We start from the raw sequence: 13,698 nt of genomic DNA, 5'->3' as shown, positions 1-13,698 counted from the left end.
GAAATCAACGGGGTTGCGAACTGCCGAACGCAGTCGAAATCGGCGACCTAGACTGCCGCGTCGCTTCTGTGGGGAGGAGCCATGGCCACTGCGAAGAAGGCTTCCGCCCGTAAAGCCGCCGCGAAGAAGGCGCCGGCACGGAAGCGGCCGGCAACCTCCTCGAAGGCCAAGAGCGCCGCTAACAAGGCAGGCGCCGCCAAGAAGGCACCCGCGAAGAAGGCTGTTGCGAAGAAGTCCGCAACGAAGAAGGCTGGGGCAGCCAAGAAGACATCTGCGAAGAAGGCCGCTCCCCGCCGCAAGGCTCCAAAGCCCCGCTTCGGTGAGGTGTTTCTCGAAAAGCAGCGACAGGCGCTGCTGGCTGAGCGCCGTCGCTACACGGAGCACGCCGAGCGGTACGAGGCCGAGGCTGAGCAGCTCGTGAGCGAACGCGAGCCGGGTGATGTTCAGTTCGATGAGGAATCAGGCGAGGGAGATTCCATCGCCGTCGAGCGCGATCGGGCTCTGCAGATCTCGGCGCGGGAGCGTGAGGAGATCGCCGAGATCGATGCAGCTCTCGCCCGCATCGAAGACGGCACCTATGGCATCTGCGTCGTTTCGGGCAAGCCGATCCCCAAGGAGCGCTTGGAAGCGATCCCGCACGCTTCCATGCGGGTGGAGGTCAAGAGCAGCGGTCCGGCGTGGCGTCGGCCCTGACCGGCACGAGGTGTTCGCAAGCCGCCCGTCAACCCCGCAAACCCGCGTGACGCGCAGTCTCGGCATCGCTGCTGCTTCGGGTGCAGTTCTCTGCCTGGATCAGATCACCAAGGCATGGGCCGTCGCCGCTCTGGACGACCGCATCATCGATCTCGTGTGGACGCTGCGCCTGCGGCTGGTCCACAACACCGGCTTCGCCTTCTCGGCGGGCCAGCAACTCGGCCCGGTGCTGGCGCTGGTGGCCATCGTGATCGTCGGCTTGCTCTGGTTGTGGCGACGTCGCGTCCACGGCCGATGGGCCTCCATCGGTCTCGGTGGGATCATCGGGGGAGCGCTGGGCAACCTCACTGACCGTGTCTTTCGCGGCGCAGCCTGGGGACGTGGCGCGGTCGTGGACTTCATCGACCTCCAGTGGTGGCCGATCTTCAACGTGGCTGATGCCTTCATTACGGTGGGGCTCGTCGTCGTGTTGATCGATCTCTATCGCAACGAGCGGCGTCGGACCGGGGCCTCACCGGAGGGGTCTGCGTGAGCGATCGGGCAGGACACTTCGAGATTCCAGAATCGCTGTCCGGCGAACGCATCGACCGAGCGCTGTCGCTGTTGACCGGGAGATCCCGATCAGACACCGCGAAGATGGTGGCGCAGGGGTGTGTCCGGATCGGCGGGCAGACCGCTCGAGCCGGTTCGGTGCGGGTCGCTGCGGGCGCGACGGTAGTAATCGTCGACGCACAGGCTTCCGCAACCGTCCGTGAACACCACGGCGAGATCGTCCCCTTCGATGTCTTGCACGTCGATGCGGACATCGTGGTCGTGGACAAGCCGGCCGGCGTCGTGACCCATCCAGGCAGCGGGCACTCCGCGGGCACGCTCGCGGACGCACTGGTCGAGCGGTACCCGGAAATGGCCGAAGTGGGCCAGCCCGGCAGGCCCGGCATCGTGCACCGGCTCGACCGCGGAACCAGCGGCGTCTTGGTCTGCGCACGCAGTTCACGGGCGTATGACGTGCTCGTCGAGCAGCTCTCGATGCGGCAGGTTCGCAGAACCTATGCCGCCCTCGTACGAGGACACCCTTCCTCGCCGACGGGCACGATCGACGCGCCGATCGGCCGGGATCGGACGCATCGCACGCTCATGGCAGTGACATCCGAGGGTCGCGAGGCCCGGACGCACTACGGCGTCGTGGAGACCTATGTGCATCCTGGGGAGGCCTCGCTGCTCCGCTGCCGGCTCGAGACAGGGCGGACACACCAGATCCGGGTGCATCTGGCCAGCATCGGGCTGCCGTTGCTCGGCGACCTGACCTACGGCGTGCCGGATCCATTCGGCATCGGCCGTCCGCTGCTGCACGCGATCCGGCTCGCCTTCCAGCACCCCGTCACCGGCGCCGATGTGAGCTTTGGGGCCCCGATGCCGGACGATTTCGCCGAGGCGCTGGCATGCTTCGGCGCCGAGCCGTCAGTATTCCCGACAGAGTGAAGCCTCAAGTGGCTGAGCCAGCGGCTCCGGGCCATGGCGCACGACCACGGGCTATCTCGGCCACTGCAGCGAGGCTGTAGGAATCCAGCTCGGCGCGCATGCGATGGCCGACCGAGTCCCAGATTGCGAGCAAGACGCACTGACCTTCGTGGTCGCAGGCACCATCCTGGTGAGGCTGGCCGAAATCGCCGAGAGCGATCGGGCCGTCGACTGCCCGAACGATCATCCCGATCGTGATCTCGGCTGGATCGCGCGCCATGACATAACCGCCGCCGACACCGCGCTTGGACCGGACCAGGCCGGCGCCTTTGAGCGCAAGCAGTATCTGCTCGAGGTAGGGCTGGGGAAGACCTGTGCGTTCCGCAATATCGCGCACCGAGGTCGGCCGGCCGTTGTCGTTGAGGACCAGGGACAGCAACGCGCGGCTCGCGTAGTCTCCCCGCGTCGAGACCGCCACGGTGGCAGCGTAGCCCCGGTGCCGGCTCAGCCTCCTAAGGTCGGTTCCGTGGACGGTGACGCCATCGAGCACAGTGGGAACAGCGGGGCACTGGCACTTGACCGCACGCTGCCGACGTACGACGACCGCTGTATCACCGGCGTGGCTCCGGCTCTCCTCGCCGGCGCAACAACTGATCTCATCAGCGATGCCGTCGCAGCTGCACGCACGGCGGTGCTGTTGGTCGTAGACGGCCTCGGCTGGCACCAGCTGCGCCGTCATCGATCGCTCGCGCCGACGCTTGCTGCAGCGAACGATGCGGCGCCGCCAATCACCACGGTTGCACCGAGCACCACTGCAACAGCTCTGACATCGCTGACCACCGGGGCAGCACCGGGTGAGCATGGACTTGTCGGCTACCGCATTGCGACCTCTCTGGGACTGCTCAACGTGCTTCGCTGGCGAACCGGCGGTCGGGATGTGCGAGCTGCGCTGCCGCCGCACGAACTGCAACCCGTCGAGCCCTTCTGCGGCCAGGCCGCTGCCGTCGTGACCCGCGCGGAATTCCGCCACAGCGGCTTCAGCGGTGCTCACCTGCGCGGCGGCACGTTCCGGGGATGGCACGACTTGCCTGGCTTCGTCGCCGCAGTGCGAGATGCCGTCGATGAGGGCTTCCGGTTCATCTTCGCCTATCACGACACGGTCGACAAGATCGCTCACGAGTTCGGCCTCGGCGAGCGCTATCGCTCCGCCCTCGCAGAGACTGAGCGTCTGGCTGTCGCATTGCGCAGTGGTCTGCCTCCCGAAACCCCGCTCATCGTCACTGCCGATCACGGCGTCGTCGAGGTGCTCGAGCCACCGGTGATGGTCGATCCGGAGGTTGTCGCTCTCACCGAGGGCTGGTCAGGAGAGGCCAGGCTGCTGTGGCTGCACGCCTGCGCAGGCGCCGAGTCTGATCTCGCAGCCGCCTGTGAGCGCTACGCCGCCATTGCCGAGATCGCTCCAGTCGCCCAGGTACTGGACGAGCAATGGCTGGGTCGCCATGTCACCGTCGCGGCCAGGGCCCGGCTCGGCGACGTTGCGCTGGTGCCCCGTGGTCTGCAGGCCTTCACCATGCCCGACGAGGACCAGCCTCACCATGCACTCATCGGCCGTCACGGAGGCCTGACCGCAGAAGAAATGCTGGTGCCATTCGCACAGCTCTGATCACCCCGGGCGGCTGTGCTGGGTCAACGTGTGCCCAGTGTTTATGCGGCCGGGAGCGCTGCGACCCGGCGGGGATGGAATTTCCGCCAGATAGCATTTTGCTGGTGGTAGGCGATCCAGTTCCAGACCCAGAACAGGGCGAGTTGCTGGAGAGCGGACCACTCACGGAAGACGGCATCGACGACGAGGCCTTCGTCCCCGAACCGGCGAAGCTCATGCGCATCGGCGGCATGATTCGCAAGCTGCTCGAAGAAGTCCGCCACGCGGAACTCGACGAAGCAGGCCGCGATCGCATGCGCGACGTGTATCACCTGTCGGTTGACGAACTGGCAACAGCGCTGTCCGAACCGCTCGCTGACGAGCTGAACCGGATTGCGCAGCCGTTCGACGAGGACATCCCGTCGGGTCCTGAGCTGCGGATCGCCCAGGCCCAGTTGGTGGGATGGCTCGAAGGGCTCTTCCACGGCATCCAAGCCGCGGTATCGGCGCAGCAGATGATGGCAGAGCGACAGCTGCGCACGATGCGTGGCAATGCACTCGAAGCCGGCGGGCAACCCCAAAGCTCGTCAGCGGCGGGACGGGGCGGTGTCTATCTGTGAGCAATCAGCGAAGGCAATAACGACCGAATCGATTGGCCGGCATCCGGGGGACCGGTCGGCGAGCATCGCAGGGGGCGAGAATCACATGGCGCTCGAGATTGAGACAAAGGACTGCACGGCACTCAGCGATGCTGAGATCTCCGAGATGGCCGAGCTGGTCACCGGCGAGAACGTTCACTTCGACGTCGGCCACCTGTCCAAGCAACGCGATGCGTGGGTGCTCATCACCCACGTGCGAGACGGTGCCAAGCTCGCTGCATACGGTTTCTGCACGCTCGAGCGGGTCGGCGGCGACCCGACAGTGCTGATGGGCGCCGGCGCTACACGGCGTTCGGCTCGCCGTGACAGCGCGCTGCGGGCGATGATGACCGACCAGCTGCGGCGCGCCGTGCTGGCGTTTCCCGACGAGGACGTGCTGGTGGCCTGCCAGATGGCAGACGCAGCCGCGTTCACGGCTTTCAAACCGCTTGACCGGGTGGTGCCTCGTCCCGGCTACGAGCCGAACGGCGAGGACCGCGCCTGGGGACGGCGACTGGCCAAGCGCTTCGACGTGCAGGGCGAGTACAAGGCACGCGAGTTCAAGGTGTATGGGGACGGCGGGCCGTCATTCGTGCTGAATCACACGGCACCGCGTCCTGAGAAGATCGACCCGGCGATGATCGGACTGTTCGACGGTTTCGACACTGCCAACGGCGATGCGCTGATCGCGTTCGGCTGGGCCAGCCGGGAAGATCTCGCGAAGTTGCTGTAGCGCTCGAGGCCTCATGAGCCTTCGGGCGAGCCGAGCGCATGCGCCAGTGACCCCCGGATTCAGCGAACTCGCCCGCCGGCGACGGATGACCCGGCACTTCTTGCCGGACCCCGTCGACGAGCCGTTGCTGGCACGCGTGCTCGACTCGGCGCGCCGAGTGCCGTCAGCTGGCAATGCACAGGGGTTCGATTTCGTCGTGCTGTGCGGTCCGGAGGAGACGGCTCGCTACTGGGATACGGCCATGCCTGCGGATCGACGGGCTGGCTTTCGCTGGGCCAGTCTGCTCGCCTGCCCCGTCTTGATCACGGTGTGGGCAGATCCACGGGCGTACCTCGAGCGCTATGCGGAGCCCGACAAGGCACAAACCGGCCTCGGCCACGACGCAGGGACCTGGGCGACGCCGTACTGGACGGTGGATGCCGCGTTTGCCGCGATGGCGCTGCAGTTCGCCGCGATCGACGAGGGTCTCGGTGTTCTCTTCTTCGGGATGTTCGAACATGGCGATGCGGTCGCCTCCGCACTCGGGGTTCCGGCGTCGCACGACGCTGTGGGCGTGATTGCCGTCGGATGGCCGGATCGAGCTGCGGAGACTGCCGGCGGCCCCGCCGCCAGCGAGAACCGCCCGCGGCGCCCGCTGTTCGGTGCCGAACAAGCCCCGACCCGTGACGGCGGCAGCACCGCCAGCCGGCCCGTGGTGCACCGGGGCCGCTGGCTGGGTCACTGGTAAGTTGCTGGGGTGGCCGACGAGAGCGCGCCGAATGGAAACCCGCCTGACCGGATCTCCCCAGACCAGATTGCGATGGTCGAGTACCTGCATCTGGACGACGAACCTCACCTGGTCGCGAACGTATGCGACAACTGTGGGGCCACATATTTCGACCGGCGCAATGCGTGCGCAGCGTGCGGGGCGCGCGACTTCACAGCATCACGGCTCGCCAACACTGGCTCGGTGCGGACCTTCACGATCGTGCACCGAGCAGCGAGGGGCGTGCCGGCACCGTACGTCTCTGCTGTCGTCGATCTCGACGGCGGCGGGCGCGTCAAGAGCAACATCATCAATGTCGAGCCCAAGCCCGAGAACGTGACTCTGGGGATGCGCGTTCGCCTCGCCACGTATGTGACGGCGACCGACGACGACGGCGTCGAAGCTGTCGCTTTCGGCTACGAGCCGGCCGCAGCATGACCCTGCGCCATGGGTGACCGTCACCGAACCTGACCTGAACATCGACCACCATCAAGAAGCAATACCTCCGAAAGAGAGCACCCATGAGCAGCGAAGAACCCGTGTGGATTCTCGGCACCTCGATGACCAAGTTCGGGCGCTACACGGACAAAGACCTCATCGACCTGGCTGCCGAGGCTTCGCTGGGCGCACTCGATGACGGCGACGTGACCATGGCCGACATGGACGTCCTGGCGGCCGGATGCCTGTACGAAGCCAACGGCGGTGTCGGCCAGCGTCTGCAGAAGCAGCTGGGCCAGACCGGCATCCCCGTCTACAACGTGGCCAACGCCTGCGCTACCGGGGCGACAGCCGTGCGCACGGTGATGATGGCGATCAAGGCCGGCGAGGCGCAGATGGGCCTCGCTGTGGGCGTCGAGCAGATGGGCAAGATGGGCATGCTCGGTGCCGACCGGGCTGCCCGCTCCGACAAGCAGGTATTCGAGCGCAAGGGCCGTTTCGGTTCGGTGGTGGGTGTCGAGGGACGCCTGGGCACCAACATGATGCCGGGCGTGTTCGCGCAGGCCGGCATGGAGTACGCCTACGAGAACGACGGCGTCGGCTTCGAGCAGTTCGCCAAGGTGGCGCAGAAGAACCACGAACACTCCACGCTGAACCCGCTGGCGCAGTACCGCAAGGCGTTCACGCTGGAAGAGGTGATGGGTTCTGAGGTGATCGCGTATCCGAACACCTTGCTGATGTGCTGCCCCACCGGCGACGGTTCGGCAGCAGTGGTGCTGGTGTCCGACGAGAAGCTGAAGTCGCTGCCGCGTGAGCAGCAGCGCCGTGCTGTCAAGGTCTCGGCTTCTGTGCTGACGTCAGATCCCTGGACCGAGGGCTGCCAGGTGCAGCCCGATGTGAACACGCTCACCCGCAACGCCGCCGATGCTGCCTACGAGGCCTCTGGAGTCGACCCTGCCGACCTCGACCTCGTCGAACTGCACGACTGCTTCGCCACCGCCGAGCTGCGCCACTACGACAACCTGCGGCTGTGCGAACCCGGCGGTGCCGGCGAGTGGATCGACAAGGGTGGTCCCTGGCGTGACGGCGAGATCCCCGTCAACGTCTCGGGCGGCCTGCTGTCGAAGGGTCACCCGATCGGCGCCACCGGTGTTGCCAACCTGTTCGAAGTGGCCACCCATGTTCGCGGCGAAGCGGGCGACCGCCAGGTCCCCGACGCCAAGGTGGGCCTGGCTCACGTGATCGGCCTCGGCTCCAGCTGCGGCGTGCACATCCTGGAGCGCTCCGCCCTCTAGACGAACTCAGCTATTGAACGCTTCGAGCGTGGGTGTCAGCTCGTCGAGGTAGCGCAGCGTCTCGTCAGCCGACGGCAGATCGAAGTTCACCGGTGTGAACACGAACTGGCTCACTCCCGCGTCGGCGTAGGACTCCAACCGATCCAGACGCGGCCTGCCCCAGATGTAGAGCGTGATCGGGATGTCATCGGCATCGTCACGACCTGCTTCGGCCGCCAAGCGGCGGAATCGCTCGATTCCGCCGACCACATCCGGCTTGCCCGCGACATTCATCACGCCGACGTCAATGGGACACCATTCGTCCGCATACTCCGCCGCATGCTGGATCCCGAGCGGGCCGGCATTGCCGAGAGAGATCGGTACGGACCCGTTCACCGGCTTGGGATAGATCCACGACTCGCTGTGACGGTCCCAACGGCCGTCGAGGGCCGGTACTGGGTCGTGCGCCCAGATGGTACGCATGGCCGCCACCCGTTCCCGCATCGCGCTGTAGCGCTGAGGGAAGCGCATGTCGGGCCGGTGATCGGCCAATTCCTCCTGGTTCCAGCCGACACCGATGCCGAGAACCACACGGCCATCTGACAGCACATCGGCCGAGGCCACCGTCTGGGCGAGATCGATGAGGTCGTGCTGCAGGATGAGGCAGATGCCCGTGCCGAGCTTGATCCTCGAGGTTCGGACCGCAGCCACCCCGATCGAGACGAACGGGTCCATCATGTGGAGGTACGTGCCGGGCAGCTGGCCGCCGTTGGGATAGGCGCTCTCGCGCGATGTCGGGATATGGGTGTGCTCGGGATACCAGACCGAGTAGTAGCCCCGCTCTTCGAGCTCATGGGCCAGATCACCTGGATCGATGCCGCCGTGGTGATTGCCGGTGAGGTACCCGAATCTCATGGCGCGCAGCATAAGTCGCGTGCCCTTGTGTGCGCCCGCAGCGGAGGCGGCAGGGGCCCTCTAGCCGCGGCCGACCAGGGGCATCGCGTTGGCCATCACGGTCATGGTGAGCACGTTGGTGTCGGCAGGGAGCTCTGCCATGTACAGCACCGCACGGGCCACGTCGTCGACGTCCATCAGCGGCTCGGCACGGATGCTGCCGTCGGCTTGGGGGACGCCCGTGGCCATCGGTGCGGTCAGCGGCGACTCGGCGTTGCCGATGTCGATCTGACCGACGGTGATGCCGTGATCCCGCCCTTCCAGCGACAGGGCCTTGGTCAGCCCGGTGATCGCGTGCTTCGTAGCCGTGTAGGGCGAGGAATGCGGTCGGGGTGTCTGCGCCGACACCGATCCGTTGTTGATGATGCGGCCGCCGGAGGGATCCTGGCGCTTCATCTGGGCGAACGCCGCTCGAGCGCAGAGCCACGAGCCCGTGAGGTTCACCCCGACGGCGGCCATCCAGTCGGCAATCGGCAGCTCGTCGACCGGTACCGGGCGCGTGCCCACGCCGGCGTTGTTGAACAAAAGGTCGACGCGGCCGAACCGGTCGGTGGCTGCAGCAAAGAGCGCATCGACCTCCTCTGGAACCGCTACGTCGGCGGTGACCGCCAGCGAATCAGCGGCACACTGATCAGCTACCTCATCGAGCAGCTCCCGGCGACGGCCGCACACGACGGTCCTCCAGCCCGCGGCGGAGAGTGCGAGTGCGCACGCCCGACCGATGCCAGTGCCGCCACCCGTAATGACCGCCACCCGGTCGCTCATCGTTGTGCTCCTTGTTGTTGTCGGCGCTTCTGGATGTTTGCCCACTCGTCACGCAAGCCGACGGTGCGGTGAAAGAGCCGCGGCGCGGAACTGCTTGGCTCTGCATTGCCCGCAGCAGCATTGTCGGCACAGAAGTACCCGAGCCGTTCGAACTGCACCACCTGGCCGGGAGCGATATCGGTGACTGCGGGTTCGGCAACCCCGGTGCAGATCTCGTGCGAGTTCGGATGCAAGTCGTCGAGCGGATCACCGGTGCGCTCGCCCGGGAGCTCAGTGTCGAAGAGTCGCTCGTACAGTGACGCTTCGATGGGCACGGCGTGCGCGGCACTGACCCAGTGGATGGTGGCCTTGACCTTGCGACCGTCTGGGGCCTGACCGCCGGAAGTCTCGGGGTCATAGGTGCAGCGCACCTCGGTCACCTCTCCGCCGGCGTCGGTCACGGCGTCAATACAACGCACGAAATAGCCCGCGCGCAATCGCACCTCGCGTCCTGGCGCCAGCCGGAAGTACTTGGGCGGCGCCTCCAGCCGGAAATCGTCCTGCTCGATCCACAATTCGCCGCTGAACGGCACCTGCCTAGTGCCTGCCGACTGATCCTCGGGATTGTTGACAGCCTCCCGGTACTCGACAAGCGGATTCCCGTCATCGTCGGTCGGCCAGTTCGTGATCACCAGCTTCAGCGGTCGCAGCACGGCCATCCGTCGTGGCGCGGTGGCGTTCAACTCGGTGCGCACGAACGATTCGAGCAGCTCGGGTGCGTGCCGGCTGTTAGTACGCGCCACGCCGATGAAGCCGCAAAAGTCCCGAATGGCCGAGGGGGGATAGCCGCGTCTCCGCAGCGCCCGCAGCGTCGGCAAGCGAGGATCGTCCCAGCCGTCCACATGACCATCCTCCACGAGACGGCGGAGGACTCGTTTCGAGGTGATCGTGTGGGTCAGTTCCAGGCGGGCAAATTCGGTTTGATGCGGACGGTCGCCTGCATGTCCCAGATCGTCGGTGGGCAAGTGCTCCAGGTACCAGTCGTACAGCGCCCGGTTGTCTCGGAACTCGAGCGTGCACAGCGAATGCGTGACGCCTTCGATCGCATCGCCCTGACCGTGGGCCCAGTCGTAGGTGGGGTAGATGCACCACCGGTCGCCTTGCCGGTAGTGATGCTGGTGGCGGATGCGGTACATCACCGGGTCCCGCATCTGCATGTTCTCGTGCTGCATGTCGATTCGGGCCCGCAGCACCCGGCTCCCTTCCGCGTGCTGGCCGGCTGCCATCTCCCGGAACAGGCGCAAGTTCTCCGGCACTGGGCGGTCCCGGAACGGGCTGTTGGTTCCCGGCTGGCCAAAGCCTCCTCGTCCGGCCGAGATGGCCTCAGCGTCCTGGTCGTCGACGTACGCCAGTCCTTGGCTGATCAGCAGCTCCGCCCAGTCGTAGAGCTGATCGAAGTAGTCGGAGGCGAAGCGGGTCTCCTGCGGATCGAATCCGAGCCACCTGAGATCTTCGATGATGGCCTCGACGTATTCGGGGCTCTCGGTGGCAGGGTTCGTGTCGTCGAATCGCAGGAAGCAACGCCCGCCGGACTCTGCCGCAACAGTGAAGTCGAGGCAGATTGCCTTCGCATGACCGACGTGGAGATACCCGTTCGGCTCAGGCGGGAAGCGCGTCTGAACGCGGCCCCCGAACCGGCCTGAGGCCGTGTCCGCGGCGACGAGGTCCCGGATGAAATCACGCCCATTGGCCTCGCCCGGGTTCGAATGCCCCGCGGCGAATCGATCAGGCACAGGTTCAGGAAGCGACCGTGACGTGCGGTGGGGGCCACGTCCCAGAGACAGTGCCGGTCGTGACCAGGTAGTCCATCACGCGTTCCAGCTGACCCAGCAGCGCTTCGAGATCGCCGGCATCGAGTGCTTCGGCCGCTGCCAGCGAGAGACGATCGGTCTCGGCCTCAACCGAGCGGCGGGCGGCGTTGCCTTCGTCGGTCTGGGTGCCCTCGTCGGTGATCCAGCCGCGCTCGACGAGCCGGGCACAGGCGGCGTCCCATTCATCCAGCGTCCAGCCGCGGATCTTCTGGATGGTTGCGCCATTGCCGTGCCCGCCGCTGGTCATCATGACGTGACACTCAACCGCATCCAAGTTTCCTGCGGCCAGAGCGATGTTGTGAGCATCGAAGCGGAACTCCCGCAGCAGCGTGCAGCCGTGCCACAGGTCCATAGTGGCATCGCCGCCGTCCTCGCTGGGCCAGGGCTGCTGTGCCCAGGCGCCGTAGAGGGGCCGCGCACCGGCAGGCAGGTCGGCGGTGAAGCTGCGCAGCGTCGCTGCAGCACCGGCGATGTCGGCAGGCTCGGGGTAGTCGCCCAGCGCGCGACCCATGGACGCGGTGGTGAGCTCGCGGTAGCGGGCCAGCACCGCATCGGGCTCCATGACGTCCCAGCATCCAGGCACCGCGCGGGAAACCATGCGCGGCGCGAAGTTGTAGAAGACCGACGTCACGGTGGGAGCGCTCACGGCGCCCATGGGAGCGGATCGGTAGGCAAAGTACGCATGCCACCAGCCCTTGAAGCCGTCGTCGTTGAATCCGTAGATCTCCGGTGAGTAATAGGCCACCGTGTGGATGGGCTCGACGAACCGCCCCAGCCGCCGGATCGGGCTGCGACGGTCCTCGCTGCGGGGGATCTCGCCCATGTGTGCTCCTCGGACCTGTGGCTCTCGTGCGTCGATGCCTGCGGGCGGCTACACGACCCGCCCGAGGTGGCCGCCATGGTATGGCCCGAGACTTCGAGACGCGATGCTCATCGTGGGGCACCAGCCCGAACCCACTCGACGGGGCCGCACTACGGTTCGTGCCATGACCGTTCATGGAATGCAGCACGAGACGAGTGTGGAAATCGCTGCGTCTCCGCAGGCCGTCTACGACCTGGTGTCCGATGTGACCCGGATGGGGGAGTGGAGCCCCGAGAACGTCGGAGCCGACTGGACGGGCGGAACGCCTGGCACCGAAGGCTCGACGTTCGAAGGTCACAACCGAATCGGCGAACGCGAATGGAGCGTGCCCTGCACGGTCACCGTGGCACAGCCGCAGGAGTGCTTCGAATGGGTGACTCGGCCGGGCGATCCTGAAGGACCGTATGTGCGCTGGACCTATCGCATGACACCTGCTGATGCCGGCGGCACATCGCTGACCGAAGTCTGGGACGTGCTCTCGCTGCCGCCGACGCTCCAGCCACTCAGTGCCGAGCAGCTCGCAGCACGGGCGGACGTTGTGCGTGCCGGCATGGCCGAGACACTCGCCGCCATCAAGGCCACCGCCGAGTCATAGCCCTGTCGGCGACTGTCACGCCCAGGGCTAGGAGGTGCAGCCCAGGCCGTTGCGGTCGCGATCCAACCGGTACGGATCCACACCGATCTCCTTGACCCGGACCGGCTTCTGCTCGGCGGTCAGGTCGCCGCAGTTGAGCGCATCTCCCGGCAGGTTCGGCAGGCACGGCTCATAGGCCGGGTGGCAGTTGTCGGTGGACTCCTCGGCGGCCTCCTGGACTGCGTCGGGCTCTGCAGTGGCGGAGGACTCGTCCTCGGTTGCCGTAGAGGGCCCTGCAAGCGTCACGCTCGCCGTCACTGGGGGGCTGAAGTCGAACTCGGCGCCAGAGCAGGACTCGAGCTGGGCATCGATCGATCGCTGCTCGGCGGTGTCCATCGTCAGGCTCCAGCGCGCCTTGACCGCAATCCAATCCGCTGCGTACTGGCAGCGGTAGCCCGGCTCAGGCGGCCACCAATCCTGTGGGTCCCTCGCACCCTTGCTCCGGTTCGTCGACGCGCTCACTGCGATGAGCGAACGTGGGTCGGCCAGATCGTTCCCGAAGCGAGTCCAAGTGTCGGCCGACCAACCGTGGCCGCCCGATTCCCATGCCTCGGCGAGCGGCACGATGTGGTCGACGTCAAGGTCGGCTGCCGCCAGCACGATCACCGAGTCGTAGGCAGAGAACCACGTGCCGTCCGGGAGCTGTTCGGCGGCCAGCACCCGATCTCGTGTCGACCGGCCACCGCTGTAGAGCCAGCCATCGAAGACCGCCTCCCGGTCGTAGCCGGTTCGGTGCTCAGCTTCGACACGCAGCCGTTCGAATATGCCGATCACGCTCTGGCGTCGCTCCCGGTCGGCGGCTTCTGCCTCGGGATCGCGAACCGTGGCTTCAGGGAACGTGACCTGTGGGAACGCCTCCGAATCTTCTTCCTCAACGATGGTCTCGCCGGCGTCAGCCGACTCGGTGGCGTCGGCGGCACCGTCATCGCTCGCAGACTCGCTGTCGAGCCGAGGGTCGGCTTCATCCGCCGCGACTGACACGGCGGTGTCGAGTTCTGGTTCGGTCGACACG

General features: G+C 66.5%; 16 protein-coding genes. 10 read left to right on the top strand and 6 right to left on the bottom strand.

Annotated features, from left to right (window positions below):
* The first annotated feature begins 81 nt into the window (after positions 1-81).
* Genes ACOGI5_RS12680 through ACOGI5_RS12670 form a run of 3 tightly spaced genes read left to right on the top strand, consistent with a single transcriptional unit; the run spans position 82 to position 2,172 of the window.
* On the top strand, positions 82-693 hold the full coding sequence (locus tag ACOGI5_RS12680) for a TraR/DksA family transcriptional regulator (protein WP_419864773.1): 612 nt from the start codon (positions 82-84) through the stop codon (positions 691-693).
* Positions 694-739: 46 nt separating this feature from the next.
* A complete protein-coding gene (lspA, locus tag ACOGI5_RS12675) occupies positions 740-1,225 on the top strand; it encodes a signal peptidase II (RefSeq protein ID WP_419864772.1) in 486 nt (161 codons plus the stop codon).
* Positions 1,222-2,172, top strand: a complete 951-nt coding sequence (locus ACOGI5_RS12670; RefSeq protein ID WP_419864771.1) for an RluA family pseudouridine synthase — start codon at positions 1,222-1,224, stop codon at positions 2,170-2,172. The genes lspA and ACOGI5_RS12670 overlap by 4 nt, the downstream gene beginning before the upstream one ends.
* A gap of 4 nt (positions 2,173-2,176) precedes the next feature.
* On the opposite strand, the gene ACOGI5_RS12665 is transcribed toward ACOGI5_RS12670, so the two are convergent.
* On the bottom strand, positions 2,177-2,629 hold the full coding sequence (locus ACOGI5_RS12665) for an RrF2 family transcriptional regulator (RefSeq protein WP_419864770.1): 453 nt from the start codon (positions 2,627-2,629) through the stop codon (positions 2,177-2,179).
* 48 nt (positions 2,630-2,677) lie between these two features.
* Between ACOGI5_RS12665 and ACOGI5_RS12660 the strand changes: the two genes are divergently transcribed.
* The 6 genes from ACOGI5_RS12660 to ACOGI5_RS12635 all read left to right on the top strand — a co-directional run bounded on the left by ACOGI5_RS12660 (position 2,678) and on the right by ACOGI5_RS12635 (position 7,642).
* Positions 2,678-3,814 (top strand): alkaline phosphatase family protein, encoded by a 1,137-nt coding sequence (locus tag ACOGI5_RS12660; RefSeq protein WP_419864769.1) that lies wholly within the window; start codon positions 2,678-2,680, stop codon positions 3,812-3,814.
* A 104-nt stretch (positions 3,815-3,918) separates the two neighbouring features.
* Complete coding sequence (locus ACOGI5_RS12655; protein WP_419864768.1) at positions 3,919-4,413, top strand: proteasome activator; 495 nt, start codon at positions 3,919-3,921, stop codon at positions 4,411-4,413.
* Between the two features lie 85 nt (positions 4,414-4,498).
* Complete coding sequence (locus ACOGI5_RS12650) at positions 4,499-5,164, top strand: hypothetical protein (protein WP_419864767.1); 666 nt, start codon at positions 4,499-4,501, stop codon at positions 5,162-5,164.
* Between the two features lie 46 nt (positions 5,165-5,210).
* Positions 5,211-5,891, top strand: a complete 681-nt coding sequence (locus tag ACOGI5_RS12645; protein ID WP_419864766.1) for a nitroreductase family protein — start codon at positions 5,211-5,213, stop codon at positions 5,889-5,891.
* A 72-nt stretch (positions 5,892-5,963) separates the two neighbouring features.
* The gene (locus ACOGI5_RS12640; RefSeq protein WP_419865485.1) at positions 5,964-6,347 is read left to right on the top strand and encodes a Zn-ribbon domain-containing OB-fold protein; all 384 of its coding nucleotides are present in this window, start codon (positions 5,964-5,966) and stop codon (positions 6,345-6,347) included.
* Positions 6,348-6,430: 83 nt separating this feature from the next.
* Positions 6,431-7,642 carry a thiolase family protein gene (locus tag ACOGI5_RS12635; RefSeq protein ID WP_419864765.1) on the top strand — a complete coding sequence of 404 codons (1,212 nt, stop codon included), beginning with the start codon at positions 6,431-6,433 and terminating at the stop codon, positions 7,640-7,642.
* Positions 7,643-7,648: 6 nt separating this feature from the next.
* Here ACOGI5_RS12635 and ACOGI5_RS12630 read toward each other — a convergent pair whose 3' ends face one another.
* The 4 genes from ACOGI5_RS12630 to ACOGI5_RS12615 are packed head-to-tail and all read right to left on the bottom strand — an operon-like array spanning position 7,649 to position 12,013.
* A complete protein-coding gene (locus ACOGI5_RS12630) occupies positions 7,649-8,536 on the bottom strand; it encodes a TIGR03619 family F420-dependent LLM class oxidoreductase (RefSeq protein WP_419864764.1) in 888 nt (295 codons plus the stop codon).
* 60 nt (positions 8,537-8,596) lie between these two features.
* Entirely contained in the window at positions 8,597-9,340 is a 744-nt protein-coding gene (locus tag ACOGI5_RS12625) for an SDR family oxidoreductase (RefSeq protein WP_419864763.1), read from the bottom strand.
* Entirely contained in the window at positions 9,337-11,112 is a 1,776-nt protein-coding gene (locus ACOGI5_RS12620) for a glutamine--tRNA ligase/YqeY domain fusion protein (RefSeq protein WP_419864762.1), read from the bottom strand. The genes ACOGI5_RS12625 and ACOGI5_RS12620 overlap by 4 nt, the downstream gene beginning before the upstream one ends.
* Positions 11,113-11,116: 4 nt before the next feature.
* Positions 11,117-12,013: an SCO6745 family protein gene (locus tag ACOGI5_RS12615; RefSeq protein WP_419864761.1), complete on the bottom strand. Its 897-nt coding sequence runs from the start codon at positions 12,011-12,013 to the stop codon at positions 11,117-11,119.
* A gap of 163 nt (positions 12,014-12,176) precedes the next feature.
* Between ACOGI5_RS12615 and ACOGI5_RS12610 the strand changes: the two genes are divergently transcribed.
* Positions 12,177-12,647: an SRPBCC family protein gene (locus ACOGI5_RS12610; protein WP_419864760.1), complete on the top strand. Its 471-nt coding sequence runs from the start codon at positions 12,177-12,179 to the stop codon at positions 12,645-12,647.
* Positions 12,648-12,674: 27 nt separating this feature from the next.
* Here the strand turns inward: ACOGI5_RS12610 and ACOGI5_RS12605 are convergent, their stop codons facing one another.
* On the bottom strand, positions 12,675-13,697 hold the full coding sequence (locus ACOGI5_RS12605) for an HNH endonuclease family protein (protein WP_419864759.1): 1,023 nt from the start codon (positions 13,695-13,697) through the stop codon (positions 12,675-12,677).
* Between the last annotated feature and the right edge of the window lies 1 nt (position 13,698).

It is taken from the genome of Candidatus Poriferisodalis sp. (assembly GCF_965208925.1).
GTDB lineage: Bacteria > Actinomycetota > Acidimicrobiia > Acidimicrobiales > Poriferisodalaceae > Poriferisodalis.
Note: the sequence above shows the minus strand (reverse complement) of the source record. Positions and strands in the feature narration are given on the sequence as shown.